The sequence below is a fragment of the Phyllobacterium sophorae genome (assembly GCF_003010965.1).
GTDB lineage: Bacteria > Pseudomonadota > Alphaproteobacteria > Rhizobiales > Rhizobiaceae > Phyllobacterium > Phyllobacterium sophorae.
Map to the genome: position 1 here is coordinate 180,551 of NZ_PGGM01000002.1, position 17,358 is coordinate 197,908.

Sequence of the window (17,358 nt, forward strand, 5' to 3'; positions counted from 1 at the left end):
TGTTGACCGCGCCGCTTCATTTTCAACCTTCGCTTGCGTTAACTACAACTTCCTCTAGAAAACTGCTCATGTCGTTGCTTTCAAAATCGAGTACGCGTGGAATATTGCCGGGTTTTGGTCTCACGATGGGTGTGACCCTGCTATACTTTGCCGTCATCGTTGCCCTGCCGCTTCTGGCCATGCTGTATAAATCAGTCAATTTGGGCTGGGCGGATTTCTGGACCATCATTTCGTCGGAGCGAGCGCTCGCGACCTATCGCATTACGGTTGGCGCGGCAGCATTGGCGACAGTTTTCAACGCCGTGTTTGGCGTGCTTCTGGCCTGGGTGCTGGTACGCTACGAATTTCCCGGCCGGCGCCTTCTCGATGCAGTGATCGACCTGCCGTTTGCGCTGCCGACAGCCGTGGCCGGTCTCGCACTCGTCACTGTCTTTTCTACAAATGGCTGGTTCGGCCAATATCTTGAGCCACTTGGCATCAAGGTCGCCTATGCGCCGCTCGGCATTGCGCTGGCCATGATGTTCACCAGTATTCCTTTTGTCATCCGGACGGTGCAGCCGGTGCTGGAAGACGTCGCGACCGACGCCGAGGAGGCCGCGCGGTCTTTGGGCGCTACCAATTGGCAGATATTCGCGCGGGTTATCTGGCCGGCCATTTTCCCTGCATTCATAGCGGGTTGCAGCCTTTCCTTCGCACGCAGCCTGGGTGAGTTCGGCGCCATTGTCTTCATATCAGGCAATTTGCCATTCGAGACGGAAGTCATGTCGCTGCTCGTGTTCATCCGGCTGGATGAGTATGACTATCCGGCGGCGGCCGCCCTGGCGACCGTCATGCTTGTCACGGCCTTCGTCATGCTCTTCGTCACCAATTCCATTCAGGCCTGGCAGCTTCGATATGCAGAACGCAGCTGATCTCGTTGTCCCGGCCATCGCGGTCCAACCGTCGCGGCGGCATGGCGCCAGGCCCTCACGGCCGTCGCACTGGCTGCTGATCATTTCGGCGATCCTACTGTCGGTCCTGTTCATCGGCGTGCCCATGCTGGTGATTTTTACCTATGCCTTCCGCGAGGGGATCGCCGTCTATTTCTCGCAGATCGCGCAACCCGCGACCCTCCATGCAGTGTGGCTAACGGTTTTGACCGCGATCGTCGTTGTGCCGATCAATATGGTGTTCGGCATTTGCGTGGCCTGGCTCGTCACGCGCTTCCGTTTTCCCGGGCGGCGGCTGCTTATTACATTCGTCGAGATTCCGTTCTCTGTCTCACCCATCGTTGCAGGCGTGACCTATCTGTTTCTCTATGGCAGTCAGGGTCTGCTCGGACCGCTACTCGACAGCTATGACATCAAGATCATGTTCACCGTGCCGGCCATCATTCTCGTCAGCCTGTTCGTGACAAGCCCATTCGTAGCGCGCGAACTTATTCCCCTGATGCAGGCGCAGGGCAGCGAGGACGAAGAGGCGGCGATCACCCTCGGGGCGACGGGTCTGCAGACATTTTTCTACATAACACTGCCCAATATTCGCTGGGCGCTGCTCTACGGAGCGGTGCTTTGCAACGCCCGTGTGATGGGTGAGTTTGGTGCTGTTTCGGTCGTTTCCGGCGCTATTCGGGGCCAGACGAACACGTTGCCGTTGCAGATCGAACTGTTGTTCAATGATTACAACGTCACCGGCGCCTTTGCTGCTTCGTCTACGCTGGCACTGATCGCGGTGGTGACGCTGGTACTGAAATATCTGCTTGAGCGGAAGCAGACCAGTTAGGCCCTTGATTCTGGCCGCATGGCGCTTCAGGCGGCGCGCTGTGTGCGAAACCTCTCCTGAGGCCGCCGCATGGAATCGGCGAGAATGTAGGCCTCGGGCCATGATCCGAAACCGCTCTCGATGTTGATGTGCCCGGCATATTGCATATCGACAAAGCCAGCGCCCCAGATATCGGCAAGTGCCCGCGCTTTGTTGAAGGATATATAAGGATCGTCCCGGCTAGCGACGACGATCGAGGGAAAACCGAGATTGTGACGCGGCAGCGGTGCAAAGCTGCGAAACTTCGAATCGTGTACGGCCATGCGTTCGGCATCAGCCGGCGCAACCAACAAAGCACCCGCTACATGGGCCGCCGATGGGCGTCTGGCCAGGTGTGAGACGAGAACGCACCCGAGGCTATGAGCCACCAGAATCGCGCCGGGCGTCTCCGCAAGTGCTGCCTCCAGCACATGCAGCCATTGTGACAGCACCGGGTTCTCCCAGTCATCCTGCTCAACGAGGCGTGCGGTCTCATCCTCAGCCAGCCATTGACGTTGCCAATGTCCCTTTTCGGAACCGCGATATCCTGGAATGATCAATGTCGTCATCGGTGCTACCTTCAAACAAATTTTCTTAAGGGGAAAATCTGACGTGGCTTCAGAATAGGCCGGCGACACACATCCTTGAAGGAACAGCACACTAAACTCTGCGAAATCTTGAAAATATTCCTGCATAAATATCGATGATCGTAAAATGGCCCCGACGTTCACGGTCAGGCTTCACCATCCTTCTTGTACCAGCGCAGCAGCAGTTGCGAGCGCTCGAAAAAGAGCACCACAAGCAGCGAGAGCGCAAAGGGGATCAGAAGATAGAACAACCGGAAAATGATGAGCGCTGCCAGCACATCTGCCTGATCCATGTCAGGCAAACCAGTGAGGAAGACCAGCTCCAATACGCCGAGGCCACCTGGCGCATGAGAGATCAACGCGGCAGAAAATGAAACCAGAAATATGCCGAGAATGATGAGGAAGCCGGGATTCCCAGCAGCTGGGAGAGTGAAATAAATGATGGCGGCGGCACCGATGAGCTCCAAAGGCCCGACGACGAGTTGTTGAGCCACAACCGATAGACGTGGATACTCGAGTGTGAAGCGGCGAATACGCAACGGCTTGAAATGCAGCCAGCTGCCAAAAACATACAACGATACGACTGCCAGCGAGCCAAAACCAAGGACGTAGCTCAAGGAGAGCAGATCGGTGTTGAAACGCTGCAAAAGTTCCGGTTCGACCAGCAGCACAACGGCGCTGAGCGTCAATACTCCCAGCAAGAAGGTAAACGAACAGAATGCAATCAGCAGTGCAATTTCGGGTCCGCTCATACCTTGTGAGGAATAGGCACGGTAGCGGACGACCGCGCCGGACAGTACCGACGCGCCGATATTGTGCGAGAGCGCATAGGTTGTGAATGAGCAAAGGGCAATGAACACCCAGGAAATCTTGCGGCGAAGATGCAAAAGCGCAATGCGGTCGTAGCCGGCAAGTGCTGCATAGGCGACGAGGGATGAAACGCCCGCCAGAATCCAGCGATGCACGGGAATGGCGTAGAGGCTGTGGATCACGTCGTCGAGCGAGATGCTCCGCAGTTCCCGGTAAAGGAGCCATACGGAAATGCCGACGGCAGCCAGTCCGATGACCGGCCATACATAATCCTTCAACTTCATGCTTTTTCCTGCCGAGCTGTCATTATAGGCTTCTTTTTATCATTGTCCGGTCAATGGTCCCTCCGGCTTCGGCTCGTCAAGGTTGAGAATATGGGCAACGATGCCGCGTGCGATCTCGCGTTCGCCCATAATGACTGCATCGGCACCAAGGTCCTGTAAATGTTGTACTTCGGCATCCGAATGGGCACGAGCCAGAATGTTGATGACCGGATTTGCAGCACGTGCCTTGACGACGACTTGCCCCGCCTCGAATGCGTTCGGAATGGCAAGTATCAACTGGCGCGCGCCGGCCAGGTTGGCGGCCGCCAGAATATCTCCATTGGCAGCATTGCCGACGATCGTTTCGATGTCGTCGTCACGCAGCTTAGCCACCGTTTTGTCTGCGTCTTCAATAACCAGAAAAGGCTTGCCGGCTTCCTTCAAGGCATCGCCAACGAGACTGCCCACACGGCCATAGCCAATCAGAACTGCATGATCGGTAAGCGTGGTGGGGCGGATTTCTTCAACGTCGGACTCCTCCACGGGGGTCGCCTCAGGATCAGCAACAGGCTCAGCTGTGGCGGGGAGGCGCTTCTCGAGCTTCGGTTTCAGATAGCTGACCCCGGCAAACACGAGCGGGTTGAGTAGAATGGAGAGGATAGCTCCGCCAAGGATCAGATCACGGCCTTCTTCTGGCAGCATGCCCAGCCCCACGCCAAGCTCGGCAAGAATGAAGGAAAATTCGCCAATTTGCGCGAGACTGGCAGAAATAATGAGGGCTGTTCCCATCGGATAGCCGAAGGCAAGGACTATGAAAAATGCCGCCAGCGACTTGCCAATGACAATGATCGCAAGGGTCGCGAGAAGCGGCAGCGGGTCGTTGACGATCGTCATCGGGTCGAACAGCATGCCGACAGATACGAAGAACAGCACCGCGAAAGCGTCGCGCAAAGGCAGGGATTCTTCTGCTGCCCGGTGGCTGAGTTCGGATTCGCTCATGATCATGCCGGCGAAAAAGGCACCGAGCGCCAAGGATACTCCAAAGAGCTTCGATGCGCCGAAGGCAACGCCAAGCGCAATTGCGAGAACCGCGAGACGAAAGAGTTCGCGTGAGCCGGTATGCGCGATCGCGTGCAAGGTCCATGGAATGACCCGGCGGCCGACGATGAGCATGACCGCAACAAATGCTGCAACCTTGCCGAACGTCAGTGTGATGACGCCGCCTATGCCGAGATTAAAATAGGATGCGATCGGGTCGCTTGCGGCGTGGATTGCCCCGTCCGCTGTGCCGCCGCCATTGATGGCGCCGGCGATGGCGGGCAGCAATACCAATGCAAGGACCATCGCAAGATCTTCGACGATCAGCCAGCCAACTGCGATGCGGCCGCGTTCAGTCTCGATGAGACGGCGTTCCTGCATGGCGCGCAGGAGAACGACCGTACTTGCTACCGACAGAGCCAGACCAAAAACCAACCCGGCTTGCATGTTCCAGCCAAGGATCCAGGCGAGACCTGCACCAAGCAGGGTTGCCGCCACGATTTGCACGATGGCACCGGGGATAGCGATCGCGCGGACCGACAGAAGGTCTTTCAGGGAGAAATGCAGCCCGACGCCAAACATGAGCAGGATGACGCCGATTTCCGCGAGTTCGGCCGCCAGGTCCTGATCGGCAACAAATCCGGGAGTGTGGGAGCCGGCCAAGACGCCGGCGACAAGATAACCGACAAGGGGTGGAATACGCAGGCGGTTGGCAATCGCACCGAAAATGAAGGCCAGTACAAGACCTATGACGATTGTCGCAATCAGCGGCGTTTCATGAGGCATATGTCGGCGTCTCCCCCTTGTGAGCTATTGAAAGAATGAAAAATCACGGTCCTGCAGCAGGGACCCGTCCAGCAGTATTGCGTACCGGGGAGGGCTTGCAAACCGATTTCGTCGATATGCGGTGCAGGAAGGTGATTTTTTCCCTGCACCGCAAATAGTTAGCGTCGATCGCTAACAAGGATTTCCGGTCAGCCCTGAGCTACCGGTTTTTCACTGGAACCAATGCGGTGAGCGTGGTTCTTTTCCCACCAGGTTCCCAGCAGCAGCAAGATCGGCGCTGCAATGAAGAGCGAGGAACTCGTTGCAATGACAACGCCGAAGAGCATCGGCAGAGCAAAGTTTTCCACTGCCTTGCCGCCCCAGATCGCCATTGGAAGCATGGCAAGGAAGACGGTCAGTGAGGTGTAGATACAGCGCGCCAACGTCTGATTGATACTCAGATCGATGATCTGACGCAGGGGCATTTTCTTGTGGATGCGCAAATTCTCACGCATGCGATCGTAAACCACAACCTTGTCATTGACGGAGTAGCCAATGATTGTCAGCAGGGCCGCAATCGCCGTCAGATTGAAGTCGAGTCCCATCAGCGCGAAGAAGCCAACCGTTTTGGTGGTGTCGAGGATCAATGTAGCGATCGCACCAAGCGCGAAATGCCATTCGAATCGCCACCAGATGTAAAGCAGCATGGCCAAGCTGGCGAGAACGACCGCGAGGATACCCGACCGAGCCAGTTCTTGACTTACCTTTGGTCCGACGACTTCCGAACTTTCAATCTTCACACCCGGATCAAGCTGCTCGACCGCCGCCTTGACTTTGGTGACAGCTTCAGTCTGCGCGATCTCGCCACCCTCTTGCCGCTGCACGCGGATAAGAACCCTGTTGTCACCACCAGCTTGTTGCAGGGCGACTTCTCCGAGACCAAGACCCTCCAGTGTTGAACGCATGGAGGCGAGATCAGCCGGCTTTGAGGTTGTGACGTCGACCTGGATACCACCCTTGAAATCGATGCCATAGTTCAGGCCAGGGTGGATGAACAGAACGATCGATGCGATCGACAGGAAGATGGAAACGCCGATACCGAAGAAGCGCGCGTTCATGAACGATATGTTCGTGTTTTCCGGAACGAGCTTGAACAGGTGTTCGATACGGATTGTTTTCATTTTCCGGCGGCGGACAATGGCGGTCATCATGACGCGGACGACGGTGACAGCAGTGAACATCGAAACGAGCGCGCCGATGATCATGGTGATGGCAAAGCCGCGGATCGGTCCGGTACCGAAAAGGAATAGCAGGAGCGTCGCGATAAGGTGTGTGGCCTGCGAGTCTATGATCGTCGAATAGGCCAGCTTAAAGCCGCGATCGACCGCAGCCATGGCGCCGATGCCCTTGCGCGCTTCTTCGCGAATACGTTCATTGATTAGAATGTTCGCGTCCACGGCAAAGCCAATACCCAAAATGATAGCCGCTATGCCGGGCAGTGTCAGTGTCGCGCCAAGCAGGCTCAATATGCCGAACGTCAGCACGACATTCAGTGCGAGAGCAAGATTGGCGATCAGACCCCAGCCGCTATAAAGGACGAAGATAAAGCCGACGACGAGCGCAAAGCCGATCAGACCTGTCAGCAGGCCCATCTTGATGACGTCGCCGCCAAGGTCGGGACCTACCGTGCGTTCTTCAATCACGGTAAGGGGCGCGGGTAGCGCACCAGCGCGCAGAAGCGCCGCAGTCGTGACCGTGTCCTGGACTGTAAAATTGCCCGTGATCTGACCAGAACCGCCAGTGATCGGTACCTGGATTACAGGCGCCGTCAGAACCTTGCCGTCGAGAACGATGGCGAAAGGCCGGCCGACATTCTGGCTGGTAATGTCCGCAAATTGACGCGCGCCGACGTTGTCAAAGCGGAAGGTTATGATCGGCTGGTTGGTCTGCTGATCGAATGCTGCACGAGCATCGGTCAAGCGCTCACCGCTAATGGCCACCCGGTCTTCGACCGGATAGGTTATGGCGGGATCCTTCACATCCGGCAGGGTCGTGACGCCTGGTTGCGGCGTTTCACCCGCATTGCGGTCTGCGACCATGTGGAAAGTCATCTTGGCGGTGCTACCAAGCAAAGCGCGGAGCTGGCTTGGATCTTGCAGGCCCGGAAGCTGGACAACGATGCGATCCGAGCCCACGCGCTGGATGGAGGGTTCCGCTACGCCGACCTGGTCGACACGGCGACGGACGATTTCAAGGCTCTGCTGCAGTGCATTGTCGAGCTTGTCCTTCATCCCCGCTTCGGTCAGCGTCAGGCGGATCTGATTGTCGTTGGTAGTGATGTCAATGTCACTGACAGGTGCCGCAAATCCAACCTGCGCAACCTGGGTGGTCAACTCACGCAAGGCAGTGACCGCAGCGTCGCGTTGGGCAGCATCGGCGAGGGTAACGACAACGCCGTCGCCAGCAACGCGAATGGATTGCGGCTGGATTTTGGCTGTACGCAAATGGCCGCGTGCGTCATCCAGCATGGACCTGATGCGGTCTTTCTTGAGGGCCGCCGCATCGACTTCGAGAACCAGATAGGACCCGCCGCGAAGGTCAAGACCCAATGCTACCTGTTTCTTGGGGAACCAGCTGGGCATGGCATCGAGCTGCGCCTTGGTAAACATGTTGGGGAGAGCGAGGACGATGCCTGCAAGAATGATAATAATATAGGTCCATAGAACCCATCTCGAAGTACGCATATCTGTGTTCCGTTGTGAGGTGCGGGCATGCTGCCGAGAACTGGATTACGAGTCTGCTTGGCGGCAGGCGGAGTTTGTTTTCGTCGTATCCTAAGCGGAAACGGTGATGTCAGGCCGCGGTCAAAGGAGGCGCGCGGGCGCTGAAAACTGAATTGTGGCCCAGTGTAAAACTTGAACTGACCTGAACGGAAAGTACATTCTTCCGGTTTGCGATAACCAGTCTTGAACCCGTGGGCAGCAATGTGTCCTGGGGACCGCTATCGGATTGCAGGCCACTCTTGATCTTCAAATGCAGCGCTTCCAGCGCCACGACGCGCATTGGCCGCTGCACCGGAGTCGATTGATCGCCGGCCTCGTGGGCGAGGCGCGTTTCGTTCTTGTTCGGTGTGCCGAATTCGCTGCTCGCGATACCGGCGTCGAGGCCTGTCAAGTAGACAGTCCCCAAGGCGGCCCCGATTGTCGAAACGAGCCAGAAAATAGAAATCAGGAGCGGCGCAGCGCTGCGCTTTCCTGTTTTGCTATTTCCATGAATGCCCATTCTCTTATCCAATATTCAATTATCGCGGTGCTGAGCACCTCGCTGCGACTCTATTTATGAACTCTGGCAGGCTGAGTCACCTAAAATCGTCGTGTTATGGCCAGGATGGCCCGAAAATATGTCGTTTTGCAGGAAACGGGTGGAACGAAACAGCCAGGATGGCACTCTTGTTCAACAACGGAGAAGTCATGATGGCAGATACAATCAGAAATGCAGCAGCAATCCCGTGGCGCACGATCGAGACGGAGCTGGACAATTTCGGCTGCGCCATTTTGAAGAATGTGCTGTCCAGGGCGGATTGCGAAGAGCTTGCGACGGGTTATCCCGATGACAGTCAGTTTCGCAAACGCATCGTCATGGCGCGGCATGGATTTGGGCGCGGCGAATACAAATACTTCAGCTATCCGCTTCCCGGCCTTGTGAGCGATCTGCGCCAGTCGCTTTATCCGCCGCTGGCCGGCATCGCCAACCGCTGGAATGAGTTGATGGGCATTGATGTCCATTATCCGGACCAGCATGAAGCTTTTATCGAGCGATGCCACGAAGCAGGGCAGGACCGGCCAACGCCGTTGCTGCTGGAATATGGCGAAGGCGATTATAACTGCCTGCACCAGGATATATACGGCGTACACGTCTTTCCGCTCCAGGTCGCGTTTCTGCTGTCCAGACCCCAGGAGGATTTCACGGGTGGCGAGTTTGTCCTGACAGAGCAGCGACCGCGCATGCAGTCACGTGCCGAGATCGTGCCGTTACAGCAGGGCGACGCAGTGATCTTTCCGGTAAGCCAGCGTCCGGTTAAAGGAACGCGTGGCCACTACCGGGTGAATATGCGCCACGGTGTCAGCCGCCTGCGCAGTGGCAAGCGCCATACGCTCGGCATTATCTTCCACGATTCGAAGTAGGGTCTGTTGATATTGACGCCATGGCCGCCTGCAAATGGCACGTTTCTGCGCTTCCGGTGCTCATGTACGACGATGTGCATTGCACTCCGGTGCTTGAAAGCACCATTTTCGGCACACGCTGACCTGAATCTCAACGGCCCTCGTTGCATCGACCCGCGAAGAACCGCATTGTGACGCGGTAAACCGCGTGCATGGGGCCTCGATGGATTATCTGATTTTCTGGGACTGGCTGAATTTTGCGGCGCGCTGGCTGCACGTGATCACGGCAATCGCCTGGATCGGATCATCTTTCTATTTCATTGCGCTCGACCTCGGATTGCGCCGCCATGCGAACCTTCCGCAAGGTGTGAATGGCGAGGAATGGCAGGTCCATGGTGGCGGCTTCTACCACATTCAAAAATATATGGTCGCGCCGGCGCATATGCCTGAACATCTCATCTGGTTCAAATGGGAGTCCTACTTCACATGGCTGTCCGGTTTCGTACTCCTGTGCATCGTCTACTATGCGGGTGCCGATCTCTATCTGATCGACCGCAATGTTCTTGATGTTTCGACGCCGGTCGCGATTCTGATCTCGCTCGCATCGATTTCAATCGGATGGCTGATCTACGACCTCTTGTGCAAATCGCCGCTTGCCGCAAACGATACTGCGCTGATGATCATTCTTTACGCCGTGATCGTCTTCATGGCTTGGGGTTACACGCACCTTTTCACTGGGCGAGCCGCGTTCCTGCATCTTGGCGCATTCACCGCGACGATCATGTCGGGGAACGTATTCCTGCTGATCATTCCAAACCAGAAGAAGGTTGTTGCCGACCTCATTGCTGGGAAGGTGCCGGATCCCAAGCTCGGGAAGCAGGCCAAGCAGCGTTCGACACACAACAATTACCTGACCCTTCCGGTTATCTTCCTGATGCTGTCGAACCACTATCCGCTCGCTACTTCCACGCAATTCAACTGGGTCATCGCAGCGCTGATATTCATCATCGGCGTGCTCATCCGCCATTACTTCAACTCGCGGCATGCGGGGACGGGCAATCCGCACTGGACCTGGCTGGCCAGCACCATTCTGTTCATTATCATTATCTGGCTTTCGACTGTTCCCCAGGCCTTGACGGGCGAGCGAAAAGCTTCGCGCGCCGCTGAACCCTTCCTGGACGCAGCGAATTTCGAGCAGGTGCGGGATACGGTTATGGGACGTTGCTCCATGTGCCATGCGGCGGACCCTTCCTGGGAAGGGATCATGATGCCGCCAAAAGGTATTCGCCTCGATACGGACGAATTGATTGCGACCCATGCGAGCGAGATCTACATTCAGGCGGGCGCCAGTCATGCCATGCCCCCTGGCAATCTCACACAAATGACTGACGGCGAGCGTGCGCAGATTGTCTCGTGGTATCGTGGGGCAGTAGCGGGAAAATCAATGCAATGACGGAACTATTATTGCGTGGCCGTATCCTGACCTTTCATGACGAACCGCTGGCCGGCGAGACAAGCCCGGAAGCGTTCATTTATCTCGAAGATGGCGCCTTGCTCGTACGCGATGGAAAGGTCGTCGCACTCGATGACTATGCGCGGCTGCGGGGAGGGGAAGGCCGCAATGTCGAGGTCATCGACCATCACCCGCATCTGATCATGCCGGGCTTCATCGACACCCATATCCATTATCCGCAGATGCAGGTCGTTGGTTCCTATGCCGGCGCGCTGATGGAGTGGCTCAATAAGTATACCTTTGTCGAGGAGCAGAAGTTTTCAAATCAGGGACATCCGGAGCGTATCGCCTCGGCTCTGTTCGATGAACTGATCCGGCATGGCACTACGACAGCCGCGGCTTACTGTTCGGTACACAAGGCATCGGTCCAGGCGTTCTTTACCGAGGCGCACCGGCGTAACATGCGTATGATTGCCGGTAAGGTCATGATGGACCGCAACGCCCCGCCGAGCCTGCTCGATACGGCGCAATCCGGCTACGACGACAGCAAGGCACTGATCGACGAATGGCATGGCAAAGGCCGCCAGCTCTATGCGATCACGCCGCGCTTTGCGCCGACATCGACACCGGAACAACTTGAGATGAGCGGTACTCTGGTTCGCGAACATCCGGAACTGCATGTGCAGACGCATCTATGCGAAAACAATGCGGAAATCGCCTTTGTTGCGGAGCTGTTTCCGTGGAGCCGGGACTATACGCACGTCTATGAACATTACGGACTGCTCGGGCCGAAGACGCTGCTGGGGCACTGCATTCATTTGACGGACGCGGAAATCGGGGCAATCGCAAACAGTGCTTCAGTGGCAGTGTTCTGTCCGACCTCCAATCTGTTCATCGGCAGCGGACTGTTTGATCTTGCACGGCTGCGCGCGTCGGATCCACAGGTTCGGACGGCAATTGCAACGGACATCGGCGGTGGCACTTCCTATTCCATGCTGCGCACGCTGGATGAGGGTTACAAAATCCTCAATATTCAAGGCCAGAGATATCATCCCCTGCGCTCGTTCTATCAGGTGACACTTGGCAACGCACGGGCACTGTCATTGGAGGGCAATATCGGCTCGTTCGTACTTGGCGCCGAGGCTGACTGTGTCGTGCTAAATGCGCGTGCAACGCCTGCCATGCGCATTCGTATGGAGACCGTGGAAACGCTTGTGGAAGAGCTCTTCCTGATGCAGACAATGGGCGATGACAGGACGATCGCCGAGGTTTACGTGGCGGGCAGGGCGGCCAAAAGCACTTTGACAAGCTGAGGATGTAAGGAACCAAAGGACAGGCTTGGCCGTTCGACACCGTCAACTGCCTCCGACTTCGGGACCTTTCATGATAACACAGCATCGGGACTTAAGGAGCGGCCGACCTGTTTGGCTCGGTCGACCGGCCTCCCGTGTCAAGATTGACCTGCTCTCTGATGATATCGAAACCGATATCGCAATTGTTGGCGCCGGGATAAGCGGCGCGCTGATGGCTGAAAGCTTGAGCGAGGCCGGATTCAGGGTTTCGATCTTCGATCGCCGCGAGCCAGTCACAGGATCGACACCGGCCAGCACCGCCCTCCTGCAGTTCGAAATCGACACACCTTTACATCAGCTTGCACGACAAATTGGTCTCAAGGATGCTGAGCGAGCGTGGCGCCGCTCGAAGCTTGCTGTGGATGCACTGCGCGAGCGGACGCGTGAGCTGAAGATCGCCTGCGAGATGAGAAACAGGAATTCGCTTTACCTTGCCGGCGACCTTCTCGACGAGAAAGGCTTGCAGAAAGAATTTCTGGCGCGCCGCCGGGCGGGCTTCGAAACGAAGTTTCTAGATCAAGACGAACTGAAGACCAGATTCCGCATCGATCGCGAGGCGGCTCTGATGAGCTTCGGCAATATCGAGGCAAACCCGCGTAAACTGGCCCTTGGATATCTGCGCGCGGCGATAGAACGCGACGCGAAAATTTATTCGCCTGTCGATGTCATATCGATCGAGCCAAGGTCTCGCGACGTGCTCGCCACGACCCGGGAAGGGCGGAAAATCCGCTGCAAGTATCTCGTGTCTGCAACGGGGTATGAAATTCCCAAGCAGGTGCCGCAAGAAGGACACGAGATCATCTCCACGTGGGCTCTTGCAACACCACCGCAGAAAGAATGGCTTTGGCCGGAAGGCTGTCTGATCTGGGAAGCGTCCGATCCATATCTCTATATGCGCACTACAGGCGACGGGCGCATTATTGCTGGCGGTGAAGATGAGGAATTCGAGGACGAAGGCGAGCGCGACGCGAAACTCCCCGCAAAGACCAGGGCCATTCTGGAAAAGCTTAAAAAGCTGTTTCCCAAAGTGACTGCGGAAGCGGACTACGCGTGGACAGGTAGTTTCGGTTCCGGTTCCACCGGTCTGCCGACGATAGGATCGATCCCCGGCATGGACCGCTGCTATGCTGTGCTTGGTTATGGCGGAAATGGCATTACATTTTCGATGGTCGCGGCACAGCTCATCCGTGGCCTGATCAACGGAACAGGCGATCCGGACGAGGACTTGTTTGCTTTCAAATAGGTCTATTCGACGCGGTAGCCTACCTCGGCGGCCGCGTGACCCAAGGTCTGCCAGAACGAGCGAGCGAAGGTGCGGAATACATAGATATCGAATGTTTCGTCGTCGATCCGCTGGATGTTGGCGTGAATATCGTGGTGCAGCGTTGCGCGCCCATATGCGATGGGAAATGCATGTTCGGAAAAGTCGATCGCAAAGAGCTTCGACAAAACCCACTCCGAACCTGGTCCGCCGATGCGGATGACGGTGCGGCCATGGGTGAGATCGATCATCGTTCCCAAATCAGATGAAATGGCGGACCGTAGTCGCAATTCAAGATCGGGTGTTGCTCCGACCACAAAATAGCGGCCGGGAGCAAATCCGAAGACCGACTTTTCGCCCGCGACGCGGCCAAGACCAGGTTTATTCTGAAGTACAAGACCGGTGGCGCTGCCTATTGCCGTGAGCACTGCAGGTATCGTATCGATCCACGCAGTGACCTGAACGATCGACAGGTTCTTGCGCTCTCGCAAGGTCACGCCAACGCCTGCAGCGGCATTGCCGTGATCGCCGGGGACGAAGAATGCTCCGAGCGGGGATTGTCGTTCAGCCATGCATCCGGCTCCCTTCTGGATCGAACATGTGGTGGCTGACGATCTCCACCGCGCAATGCTTGTCACGGAGCAAATCCGTGGCGAAGGCGCGGTTGCCGATCATGGATGTTCCGTGTTTGACCAGCGCCAATGCAATATATTTGCCGAGGGCAGGCGAATAGCAAGCTGCCGTGACATGGCCGAAGCTATCGGCTGGTTCGCGGGGAACTGGATCGGTTACGATGTGACTGCCGCCAGTAATCGATTGATTATCCATCGAAATCAAACCGACAAGGGTAAGCCGGTTTTCGTCCTTGAGCCCCTCGCGGTTAATCATGGCGGAACCGATATAGGGCTTCTTTTTTGACAGCATCCAATCGAGATGCAGATCATGGGCGGTCGTTCTGCCGTCGATTTCAGCACCCGTTACGTGGCCTTTCTCGATGCGCAACGTGCCAAGTGCCTCAAGTCCGTATGGCATTATGTCAAAAGGCTTGCCGGCGGCGAGCAACGCTTCCCACACCCGGGTACCAAATCCGGCACCGCAATAGACTTCGTAGGCAAGTTCGCCAGAAAAGGAGAGGCGGCAAATCATGATGGGAATGCCCTCGATTTTTCCATGGACGATGCCCATGAAGGGCAAGGTCATGTTGTCGACCTTGGTGCCCGTTACACAAGCCTCTAGCACGGCGCGCGCGTTCGGACCGGAAACGGCCGATCCGGCCCAGACATCCGTGACTGAAGTCAGATGGACCCGCAAATCCGGCCATATGCAATCGAGGTAGTATTCCAGATGCTGCATGACCGTTCCGGCGTTGGCCGTGGTCGTGGTCATCAGAAACTGTGTCTCGCCAAGGCGCCAAGTCGTGCCGTCGTCAAAGGCGATGCCATCCTCCCGCAGCATCAGTCCATAGCGAGCCTTTCCGACGGGCAGGGTAGAAAACATGTTGGTATAGACCCGGTCGAGAAGTTCGGCAGCATCCGGGCCCTGGATATCGATCTTGCCAAGCGTGGAAACGTCGACAATGCCAACGCTCTGCCGAACGGCCCGCGCTTCGCGGATATAGGCCTGCTCGACAGTTTCTCCATGACTGCCGTAGATCATCGGGCGATGCCAAAGCCCCGCCTCATAAGTTTTTGCGCCATTTGCCAGATGCCAGTCGTGCATGGGTGTCAATCGGTGCGGACGCAGATCGCCGTAACGCTCGCCCGCAAGGACGCCGAGGGAGACCGGGGTGAAAGGAGGACGAAATCGCGTCGTGCCCGCCTCTGGGATCGATATACCACGCACGTCCGCCATGATGGCGAGGCCGGGAACATTCGAGGTCTTGCCCTGATCAGTAGCCATGCCGAGCGTGGTGTAACGCTTCAGATGCTCCACTGAATGGAAACCCTCGCGATAGGCGAGGCGGATATCGTCAGCGGTGACATCATGCTGAAAATCGACAAACGCTTTTTGCGATTTGACGGAAGGTTCGATCTCGAAGACCGGGGCGGGTGAGGCATCCAGCATCGGCGCTTCGACCTGAGGAAGGACAAGCCGGCTTTTGGCGGAACCCTTGGTCGCAGCATCGGACAGCACGCTGATCGTGTCCATATATCCGGCAGCCGAGCCTGTGGTTACCCAGTTCTGGTTTGGCTCCGGCGGCAGAAAGGCTTGCAAATCCTCATCCCATTCGGGTTTGCCGCCTGCCTGGCTCGCCAAATGGATGGCAGGAGACCAGCCACCCGAGACACCAAGGCAGTCAGTCCTGATCTCGCGGGGGGCGCCCGAAACCCGGCCAGTCCCGGCGTTGAAATGCTGAACCGTGATTGAGCTGAGTGCCTTGCCCGCATGCGTACCCGTGACGGCATGCCCAAGGAGCAGTTCGGCCCCGGCGACGCTGGCGATATCACGGCACGCACCAGACACATCGGCGCGCACGTCTACGATCGCCGCAATATTGACGCCAGCAAGCGACAGCGCGCGCGCAGCATCGTAAGCGCTATCGTTATTGGTAAAGAGCGTGACATTGTTGCCAGCGGCAACGCCGTATTCGGTTGCATAGCGACGCACCGCATCGGCAAGCATTACACCCGGACAATCATTGCCGGGGAAGACGATCGGGCGCTCGAACGCGCCGGTTGCCAGAATGGTCTTGCCGGCGCGAATGATCCAATGGCGCTGACGCGGTTGGCCTTTCGTCCGGTTCGGCTTGAAATCGGATACACGTTCGACGGCGGTGAGGACGTTGCCGTCATAATAGCCCCAGACTGAGGTACGCGTCAGAAACCTGACGTTCGGCAGGTCCGCAAGGCCCGCAGCCTTTTCACGTGCCCAAACGGCAGGGTTGCGCCCATCGATCAATTCGCCGGATGCGAGCAGGGACCCTCCGGCGATGGGCCTTTCTTCCGCGATGATGACCCTTGCCCCTGTTGTGGCAGCCGCTTCAGCCGCGATCAGACCCGCAGGACCGCTGCCGACGACAAGAACGTCGCAGAAAGCATTCATTCGTTCATAACGATCCGGATCAGGCGCGGTGCCAGCCTTACCCAGACCGGCCGCTCTGCGAATGAATTTTTCGCAGAACATCCAGAATGCGGTGTTCTTAAAGGGACCGATCGCCGGCCCCATGAAGGTCTTGTAGTAGAACCCCGCCGAGAAAAGCGGCCCCGCGAGCTGGTTTGCTGCCATGAAGTCATGTTCCAGCGACGGAAAGCGATTTTGGCTCAGCGCTACCAGACCGTCGTAAATCTCCAGTTCTGTTGCGCGCATATTGGGCTCGCGCACATCGCCTGACATCACGGTAACGAGTGCATTCGGTTCATCGCTACCCGCGGCGAACACACCTCGAGGCCGATGATATTTGAATGAACGTCCGAAAAGAGTAATGCCATTGGCCAGCAGTGCCGACGCAAGCGTATCTCCCTGATGGCCGCCGTAAGCCTTGCCATCGAATGAAAACCTGACCGATTTGGAACGATCGATGCGTCCGCCCCTGGATAGCCGCGAGCCCGTCATGCCCGCCCACCGTCGTTGATAGAGGCGGCTACGTCCCGTGCCAAAGCAACCGACGAAATCGCATGGGAAGACATGTCGCGCGTGACGACGAGATGCTGACGGCAGCCGCCCCCGTGCAGCCAGAACTCGCGGTGGGAGCCGCCCGTGTTGGTCCGGTCATAGACGTAAGCGTTCCAGGCAGCCTGGTCGGTCGATGCCGGTTCGGGCCGTTTTCGTGTTGCATCGCCCTGATAGATGAATTCTATGACGTCGCGTGGTCCGCAATAGGGGCATTTGATGATCATGGTCTCATTATCTCAAGGCGAATCGGTTCACTGGCTATACGGTATATTCGA

14 protein-coding genes are annotated in these 17,358 nt (G+C 57.0%); 6 read left to right on the forward strand and 8 right to left on the reverse strand.

Features of this window, described 5'->3' with window-relative positions:
- The first annotated feature begins 68 nt into the window (after positions 1-68).
- Together cysT and cysW are read left to right on the forward strand one after the other, a co-directional pair.
- Positions 69-911 (forward strand): sulfate ABC transporter permease subunit CysT, encoded by an 843-nt coding sequence (cysT, locus tag CU103_RS04820; protein ID WP_106662807.1) that lies wholly within the window; start codon positions 69-71, stop codon positions 909-911.
- The gene (cysW, locus tag CU103_RS04825) at positions 895-1,761 is read left to right on the forward strand and encodes a sulfate ABC transporter permease subunit CysW (RefSeq protein WP_106662808.1); all 867 of its coding nucleotides are present in this window, start codon (positions 895-897) and stop codon (positions 1,759-1,761) included. The genes cysT and cysW overlap by 17 nt, the downstream gene beginning before the upstream one ends.
- 26 nt (positions 1,762-1,787) lie before the next feature.
- On the opposite strand, the gene CU103_RS04830 is transcribed toward cysW, so the two are convergent.
- From CU103_RS04830 to CU103_RS04850, 5 genes are all read right to left on the reverse strand, one after another.
- Positions 1,788-2,348 (reverse strand): alpha/beta hydrolase, encoded by a 561-nt coding sequence (locus CU103_RS04830; RefSeq protein ID WP_106662809.1) that lies wholly within the window; start codon positions 2,346-2,348, stop codon positions 1,788-1,790.
- 164 nt (positions 2,349-2,512) lie between these two features.
- Positions 2,513-3,460: a lysylphosphatidylglycerol synthase domain-containing protein gene (locus CU103_RS04835; RefSeq protein ID WP_106662810.1), complete on the reverse strand. Its 948-nt coding sequence runs from the start codon at positions 3,458-3,460 to the stop codon at positions 2,513-2,515.
- A gap of 39 nt (positions 3,461-3,499) precedes the next feature.
- Positions 3,500-5,263: a YbaL family putative K(+) efflux transporter gene (gene ybaL / locus CU103_RS04840; RefSeq protein ID WP_106662811.1), complete on the reverse strand. Its 1,764-nt coding sequence runs from the start codon at positions 5,261-5,263 to the stop codon at positions 3,500-3,502.
- Between the two features lie 188 nt (positions 5,264-5,451).
- Positions 5,452-7,986, reverse strand: coding sequence for a protein translocase subunit SecD (gene secD / locus CU103_RS04845; RefSeq protein WP_106662812.1), 2,535 nt, complete (start codon positions 7,984-7,986; stop codon positions 5,452-5,454).
- Positions 7,987-8,095: 109 nt separating this feature from the next.
- Positions 8,096-8,524: a hypothetical protein gene (locus CU103_RS04850; protein WP_106662813.1), complete on the reverse strand. Its 429-nt coding sequence runs from the start codon at positions 8,522-8,524 to the stop codon at positions 8,096-8,098.
- A gap of 188 nt (positions 8,525-8,712) precedes the next feature.
- On the opposite strand from CU103_RS04850, the gene CU103_RS04855 reads away from it, so the two are divergent.
- The 4 genes from CU103_RS04855 to CU103_RS04870 all read left to right on the forward strand — a co-directional run bounded on the left by CU103_RS04855 (position 8,713) and on the right by CU103_RS04870 (position 13,453).
- On the forward strand, positions 8,713-9,426 hold the full coding sequence (locus tag CU103_RS04855) for a 2OG-Fe(II) oxygenase (protein ID WP_245448604.1): 714 nt from the start codon (positions 8,713-8,715) through the stop codon (positions 9,424-9,426).
- Between the two features lie 202 nt (positions 9,427-9,628).
- Positions 9,629-10,858, forward strand: a complete 1,230-nt coding sequence (locus CU103_RS04860) for a urate hydroxylase PuuD (RefSeq protein ID WP_106662815.1) — start codon at positions 9,629-9,631, stop codon at positions 10,856-10,858.
- Entirely contained in the window at positions 10,855-12,171 is a 1,317-nt protein-coding gene (gene guaD, locus CU103_RS04865; RefSeq protein WP_106662816.1) for a guanine deaminase, read from the forward strand. The genes CU103_RS04860 and guaD overlap by 4 nt, the downstream gene beginning before the upstream one ends.
- A 70-nt stretch (positions 12,172-12,241) precedes the next feature.
- Entirely contained in the window at positions 12,242-13,453 is a 1,212-nt protein-coding gene (locus tag CU103_RS04870) for an NAD(P)/FAD-dependent oxidoreductase (RefSeq protein ID WP_106662817.1), read from the forward strand.
- 2 nt (positions 13,454-13,455) lie between these two features.
- Here the strand turns inward: CU103_RS04870 and CU103_RS04875 are convergent, their stop codons facing one another.
- From CU103_RS04875 to CU103_RS04885, 3 genes are read right to left on the reverse strand one after another with little or no spacing between them, the layout of a single operon-like run.
- Positions 13,456-14,043 carry a sarcosine oxidase subunit gamma gene (locus CU103_RS04875; protein WP_106662818.1) on the reverse strand — a complete coding sequence of 196 codons (588 nt, stop codon included), beginning with the start codon at positions 14,041-14,043 and terminating at the stop codon, positions 13,456-13,458.
- Entirely contained in the window at positions 14,036-17,023 is a 2,988-nt protein-coding gene (locus CU103_RS04880) for a sarcosine oxidase subunit alpha family protein (protein WP_106662819.1), read from the reverse strand. The genes CU103_RS04875 and CU103_RS04880 overlap by 8 nt, the downstream gene beginning before the upstream one ends.
- Positions 17,020-17,307, reverse strand: coding sequence for a sarcosine oxidase subunit delta (locus tag CU103_RS04885; protein WP_106662820.1), 288 nt, complete (start codon positions 17,305-17,307; stop codon positions 17,020-17,022). Before CU103_RS04885 ends, CU103_RS04880 begins: the two co-directional genes overlap by 4 nt.
- Positions 17,308-17,358 lie beyond the last annotated feature (51 nt).

What these genes read in the sequence shown, in the direction of transcription:
- CU103_RS04885 (WP_106662820.1), bottom strand. Translation starts at nt 17,307, where the DNA reads ATGATCATCAAATGCCCCTATTGCGGACCACGCGACGTCATAGAATTC.
- CU103_RS04855 (WP_245448604.1), top strand. Translation starts at nt 8,713, where the DNA reads ATGATGGCAGATACAATCAGAAATGCAGCAGCAATCCCGTGGCGCACG.
- CU103_RS04850 (WP_106662813.1), bottom strand. Translation starts at nt 8,524, where the DNA reads ATGGGCATTCATGGAAATAGCAAAACAGGAAAGCGCAGCGCTGCGCCG.
- guaD (WP_106662816.1), top strand. Translation starts at nt 10,855, where the DNA reads ATGACGGAACTATTATTGCGTGGCCGTATCCTGACCTTTCATGACGAA.
- ybaL (WP_106662811.1), bottom strand. Translation starts at nt 5,263, where the DNA reads ATGCCTCATGAAACGCCGCTGATTGCGACAATCGTCATAGGTCTTGTA.
- CU103_RS04880 (WP_106662819.1), bottom strand. Translation starts at nt 17,023, where the DNA reads ATGACGGGCTCGCGGCTATCCAGGGGCGGACGCATCGATCGTTCCAAA.
- CU103_RS04830 (WP_106662809.1), bottom strand. Translation starts at nt 2,348, where the DNA reads ATGACGACATTGATCATTCCAGGATATCGCGGTTCCGAAAAGGGACAT.
- CU103_RS04860 (WP_106662815.1), top strand. Translation starts at nt 9,629, where the DNA reads ATGGATTATCTGATTTTCTGGGACTGGCTGAATTTTGCGGCGCGCTGG.
- CU103_RS04870 (WP_106662817.1), top strand. Translation starts at nt 12,242, where the DNA reads ATGATAACACAGCATCGGGACTTAAGGAGCGGCCGACCTGTTTGGCTC.
- secD (WP_106662812.1), bottom strand. Translation starts at nt 7,986, where the DNA reads ATGCGTACTTCGAGATGGGTTCTATGGACCTATATTATTATCATTCTT.
- cysT (WP_106662807.1), top strand. Translation starts at nt 69, where the DNA reads ATGTCGTTGCTTTCAAAATCGAGTACGCGTGGAATATTGCCGGGTTTT.
- cysW (WP_106662808.1), top strand. Translation starts at nt 895, where the DNA reads ATGCAGAACGCAGCTGATCTCGTTGTCCCGGCCATCGCGGTCCAACCG.
- CU103_RS04835 (WP_106662810.1), bottom strand. Translation starts at nt 3,460, where the DNA reads ATGAAGTTGAAGGATTATGTATGGCCGGTCATCGGACTGGCTGCCGTC.
- CU103_RS04875 (WP_106662818.1), bottom strand. Translation starts at nt 14,043, where the DNA reads ATGGCTGAACGACAATCCCCGCTCGGAGCATTCTTCGTCCCCGGCGAT.